Origin of the sequence: Methylocaldum sp. (assembly GCF_039794385.1) — a bacterium.
Lineage (GTDB): Bacteria > Pseudomonadota > Gammaproteobacteria > Methylococcales > Methylococcaceae > Methylocaldum.
In genome coordinates this window covers 1-4,257 of the sequence record NZ_JBDIVO010000377.1, presented here as the reverse complement: position 1 = coordinate 4,257, position 4,257 = coordinate 1, and the positions used below count along the sequence as shown (strand labels likewise).

The window sequence follows — 4,257 nt, the reverse complement described above, 5'->3', positions numbered from 1 at the left end:
TATTGCCTACAATACGGCGCTTGCCCGTCACCTGGCATACTCTGGACATGGTTGACCTCTAACTCGCCTAGCTGGAACGGAAATCAGGCTTTATATATGATTCAAGGTTTTTAAGTCAAGCCGCGCTCCTCCTATTACGGAAAAATCGCTATGAGTCTAAAGCTCGGGATCGTCATGGATCCCATCGGAAAAATCAAAATCCACAAAGACACCAGTTTCGCCATGCTGCTGGAGGCCCAGTCGCGGGGTTACGAGCTCCATTACATGGAGCTCAACGATCTTTATTTGCGGGACGGACGCACCTACGCGCGGATGCGCCGCCTGAGCGTGGAGCGCAACCAGCAGTCCTGGTTCAGCTTCCTCGGCGAGACGGTCGCGCCGCTGGATTCCTTGGACGTGGTGTTGATGCGCAAGGACCCGCCTTTCGACCAGGAATACATCTACGCCACCTATCTCTTGGAATGCGCCGAAAACCAGGGGCTTTACGTGGTCAATAAACCACGCTCGCTGCGCGATGCGAACGAAAAGCTCTTTACCGCCTGGTTTCCGCAGTGCTGCCCGCCGACCCTGGTGGCCAGGGAAGGGCACAAGATCCGCGAATTTCTGCACGAACAGGGCGAAATCATCCTGAAGCCCCTGGACGGCATGGGCGGCGCCTCGATTTTCCGCATCGCGGAAAAAGACCCCAATCTGAGCGTCATCCTGGAAACCATGACCCGGCACAACTCGCGCTTCGTCATGGCTCAACGCTATCTGCCGGAAATCGTCGACGGCGACAAGCGCATCCTGCTAGTGAACGGCGAGGCGGTTCCTTATGCTCTCGCCCGTATCCCCGCGCTGGGAGAAAGCCGCGGGAACCTCGCCGCCGGAGGGCGCGCGGAGGGACGCGAACTGACCCCGCGGGATCGCTGGATCGCCGAGCAAGTAGGTCCGACGCTTCGCGAAAGAGGACTCGTATTCGTGGGACTGGACGTGATCGGAAACTATCTGACCGAAGTGAACGTGACCAGCCCGACCTGCGTGCAGGAGCTGGATGCACTGTTCGGCTTGAATATCAGTGCCTTGCTGATGAATCATATCGAGTCCGTTGTGCGGGCTTAATAACGTCGACTCATGAATACCGAAAAGGTTTTTTCCGACCGCTTTCTTCTATCCCTGGTTTTTGCCGGCATCGCACACGCCGTTCTCATCCTGGGCGTCAGCTTCGAAATGCCCAAGCACCCGGAAATCAAGAAATCCTTGACCATCGCTCTGGTGCGAAATGCTTCGCAGAAGGCTCCGGAAAAGGCCGACTTTCTCGCTCCGGACAACCAGATAGGCAGCGGAACCCATACCGAAAAGGCGATTCCGAGGAACCAGCCCACACCGCAGGAAGGACAGGGCCAGCAAACCGAAAACGCGCCCAATCCCGCGCATGTTCAGGAAGCCAAACTCAAACGCGTGCTGAGACAGGAAAAATCCGAAAAGAAGATCGTCACGGATCAAGGCACGGAGATACTGCCGGAACCGCAGCCCGTAAAGCTCACCGCCGCGGCGCTCAGCCAGCAGATTGCCGAATTGAGCGCCGAACTGAACAAATCGCGGGAAGACTATGCCCGCCGTCCCAAGCTGGTTTACATCAACTCGGTGAACGCCCACAAATACAAGGCCGCTGCCTACGAGAAGGCCTGGCAGGACAAAATCGAGCGTATCGGCAATCTTAATTATCCCGACGAAGCCCGCCGCCGGAATCTTTCCGGAAGCCTGCTTCTGAGCGTCGGCATCAAGCCGGACGGAACCGTGTACAGCATACAGGTCCGGCATTCTTCCGGCCATCAAGTTCTGGACGACGCCGCAACGAATATCGTGCAGCTTGCCGCTCCCTTCGCACCTTTTCCCCAAGAGCTGAAACAGGAAGCGGATGTTTTGATCATCACCCGCACCTGGCGGTTCGAGAACGATCACCGTCTCCAAACCGGCCCCTGATTCACCCCAGCTTTCCCTGCAAGCTCGGACTCTCAGCCATAACGTCCGAGCGCCTGTCCAGGCAGCCTTCCACCGCCTAGCCTTCCCCCAAAAACCGACTATTCTTGATGTGTCCGGCCAGGACGCCTGGGTCCGCTGACTGAATCTTCCCTTTAGAACGATGTCCGCCGACCCTGTAGAGAGCCGTCCACCTTATCCCTGTTAATTGCCTAGCCGTTTCCTCATTAAGAACACCGATGGTCGATTATCTCTCCCAAGCTCAGCGACCGGCCTTGCCGCGATGCGGTGAGGCAGGGCCCGACGTTGGTCCAGGGAATTTTGCCGAACCGGCCTTTCTGATCGAGGACTCGCTCCAACCGAATCCGCTCTGCCTAGGCACAGAAAACGACGTCGCAGATTATCTGGCCCATTCCGTGTCTGCGGTTCCCGACAACTTGCTGCGACACACTCAGCGGGTGTTGCACCACTACCATCAAAACGACCGAGACGGCCTGTACGCCGCTTTGTTGGACCTTTTCATTGCCCTGGAACACAGGGGACCCTCTCTCCGCAAGCGATTGCTGACAGGGGCGCGGGATCGGTTGAGGAAGGATTGCTATGCGCGTCTCGATCGATGGCTTGAATGCGGAAACACGCCCGATTGGGCCGAGCTGCCGCCGGCCGGGCAATCGGTTCTTGCCCCCGGCGTCATCGGTTCGCTGAATTTGGTCCAGGTGTCGATCGATGCCTCGGACGAAGAACGCGACCCGCTGGTGGAAGCGCGGGAACACATCGAATACAGCCAGATCGACCAAGCGAGAGCGGTACTGGAAGGCGCATTGTTCCGACTGCCTGAGCGAACCGATTTACTTGAGGAACTACTGCTGCTGTATCGGGCGACCGGTGATCTCGACAATTTCTTGCACACGCGTGAAAAGCTTCGGGCGATCATGGACCCCTTGCCGGCGATTTGGGACGAGTGCGAACGATATCTGCGAAAGGAACATACCCCATGACCGATTTTGCCATCGCGCCATTAAGGTTGGCGGTTCTAGGGATGGACGAGCGGACTGCGAAACTGTTCAAGATGTTCCTGCACGGCCCTTGCCGAAACCAGGCCGAGATCGTCGGCGACGGAGAAGAAGCGGAAGCCTGTATGATCGACATGGACGCACAGAGGGCGGCCGAATTGCTGGATCGGGAACGGCAAACCCATCCCGACCGGGTCCTTATCCTGCTTTCCCTGAACGACCGTGCGTCTTCGCCCGAGACCGTTTTTTTGAAGAAACCGGTCCAAGCCGAGAGCATGCTGCAGGCGATCCGGCGCGTCCGGCAAATTCTCCAAGGCCGCCAACCGCGGCAAGCCGGAAAGCCGGAGCCGGAAACCCGCCCGACTCCGTTACGGGCGGTCGTTGCGCCGGAAAAATCGGATGGATCCGTATCCAAAGTGGCCGCCCTAATGGATGAGCAAAGCTTCATGAGCTTTCTGGGCGTCCGCGACGACATCGATCCGACCGTTCCCGAACAGGCTGCGGCGGTCCGCTACGATCCCAAGGATTTTCTGCAGGGGAGCTTCGAATCGGCCTGCGCGCTCGCCATTTCGCATCAACAGGCTTTGCGGGTGGAAACGCCATGGAAGCCGCTGGTCGTCTTTCCACAGATTCGACGGATATGGATCAACGCAGACGAAGCTCAATTGCGCGCCGCCTGCGCGATTCGCATTAACAATCTTGCGCATATGGATATCAGCGGACCCCGCGCGCAAACCGCCAAGGATCTGAAAGTTACGCCGATCGACGCCGGCCAGGCCGAGCTCGATCCGAGCCGGATGATTTCGCTGGATGCCTTCTTATGGAAGATGGCGATCTGGACGTCAAAAGGCAAGATCCCTGTGGACATCTCGTTCGAACACGAGGTAGCCCTCAAACACTGGCCCAATCTGACCCGCTTCCTGCTGATCCCTCATACCATGCGAATCGCAGCACTGTTGTATCACAGCCCCCATACCGTATGCGAGGCGGCGCAGATTTTAGGCATACGGCAGCAGTATGTGTTTGCCTTCATCAGCGCCGCTCATGCCTTGCGACTGATAGAGCAACGGCCGAAACAGCAGACGGCCCGCGCGGAAATTCAGGCGTCGACCGCCAGACCGGAGCCGGAGCGCACGTCCTTTCTCGGGAAGATTTTGAAACACTTGAAAATGTCTTGACGGGAGCGGAATCGAATCGTGATTCAGTACAACAAAATCATTTTCACCGGACCCGTGGGCGCTGGGAAAACGACCGCCATCACCTCGCTCAGTGATGTTCCGCC

4 protein-coding genes are annotated in these 4,257 nt (G+C 57.8%); all 4 read left to right on the top strand.

Annotation, left to right across the window (positions count from 1 at the left end):
• The first annotated feature begins 150 nt into the window (after positions 1 to 150).
• The 4 genes from gshB (at position 151) to ABJK70_RS21020 (ending at position 4,153) form a co-directional block, all read left to right on the top strand.
• A complete protein-coding gene (gene gshB, locus ABJK70_RS21035) occupies positions 151 to 1,101 on the top strand; it encodes a glutathione synthase (protein WP_086133810.1) in 951 nt (316 codons plus the stop codon).
• 12 nt (positions 1,102 to 1,113) lie between these two features.
• Entirely contained in the window at positions 1,114 to 1,965 is an 852-nt protein-coding gene (locus ABJK70_RS21030; protein ID WP_077728267.1) for an energy transducer TonB, read from the top strand.
• Between the two features lie 236 nt (positions 1,966 to 2,201).
• Complete coding sequence (locus tag ABJK70_RS21025; RefSeq protein WP_077728268.1) at positions 2,202 to 2,960, top strand: hypothetical protein; 759 nt, start codon at positions 2,202 to 2,204, stop codon at positions 2,958 to 2,960.
• A complete protein-coding gene (locus ABJK70_RS21020) occupies positions 2,957 to 4,153 on the top strand; it encodes a hypothetical protein (protein WP_077728269.1) in 1,197 nt (398 codons plus the stop codon). Before ABJK70_RS21025 ends, ABJK70_RS21020 begins: the two co-directional genes overlap by 4 nt.
• Positions 4,154 to 4,257 lie beyond the last annotated feature (104 nt).

Coding starts and splice junctions, on each gene's coding strand:
- ABJK70_RS21020 (WP_077728269.1), top strand. CDS start 2,957: ATGACCGATTTTGCCATCGCGCCATTAAGGTTGGCGGTTCTAGGGATG.
- gshB (WP_086133810.1), top strand. CDS start 151: ATGAGTCTAAAGCTCGGGATCGTCATGGATCCCATCGGAAAAATCAAA.
- ABJK70_RS21025 (WP_077728268.1), top strand. CDS start 2,202: ATGGTCGATTATCTCTCCCAAGCTCAGCGACCGGCCTTGCCGCGATGC.
- ABJK70_RS21030 (WP_077728267.1), top strand. CDS start 1,114: ATGAATACCGAAAAGGTTTTTTCCGACCGCTTTCTTCTATCCCTGGTT.